Origin of the sequence: Kitasatospora sp. MBT66 (assembly GCF_000710405.2) — a bacterium.
Lineage (GTDB): Bacteria > Actinomycetota > Actinomycetes > Streptomycetales > Streptomycetaceae > Kitasatospora > Kitasatospora purpeofusca.
Map to the genome: position 1 here is coordinate 61,677 of NZ_JAIY01000016.1, position 598 is coordinate 62,274.

The following is a 598-nucleotide window of genomic DNA, read 5'->3' on the forward strand; positions in this document are numbered from 1 at the left end:
CGCTGCTCGCCGAGCGGCGCGCCCTGGTGATCCTCGACAACGCCGCCGACCTCGACCACGTCCGCCCCCTGGTCCCCGAACCAGGCACGGCGGGCCGCGGCCGCGTCCTGCTGACCAGTCGGCACGCCGTCCGGGCGGTGGCCGCCGACCGCCGCCGCGTGCTGCAGCCGTTCACCCCGGCCGAGGCCCGCCGGTTCCTGGACCTCGTGCTCGGCCACGACCGCACCACCGCGGAGGCCGACGCGACCCGCGCCGTCGCCGACGCCTGCGGGCACCTGCCACTGGCCCTGCGGGTGGCCGCCAACTGGGCCGCCACCCGCACGGAGTGGCGGCTGCGCCGGCTGGCCGACCGGCTGGCCGACGAAAACCGCCGCCTGGACGCCCTGGCCGCGGGCGACCTGCGGGTCACCGCCGCGTTCGAACTGTCCTACCAGCGGCTCACCGCGGCCGCCGCCCGTCAGTTCCGGCTGCTGTCCCACGTCGCGGGGGCGGACTTCCCGCCCGCGCTCGCCGCCGCCCTCGGGGGGCTCGCCGAGGCCGAGGCGCACGACCTGCTGGAGGAGCTCACGGACGCCGGGCTGCTGCACCACGCCGGCCC

General features: G+C 78.9%; 1 protein-coding gene. It reads left to right on the forward strand.

Translation table 11 applies throughout. The features are described from left to right. The coding region (locus BI06_RS51710) for an NB-ARC domain-containing protein (protein WP_233290469.1) at positions 1-598 on the forward strand (598 nt) is incomplete at both ends.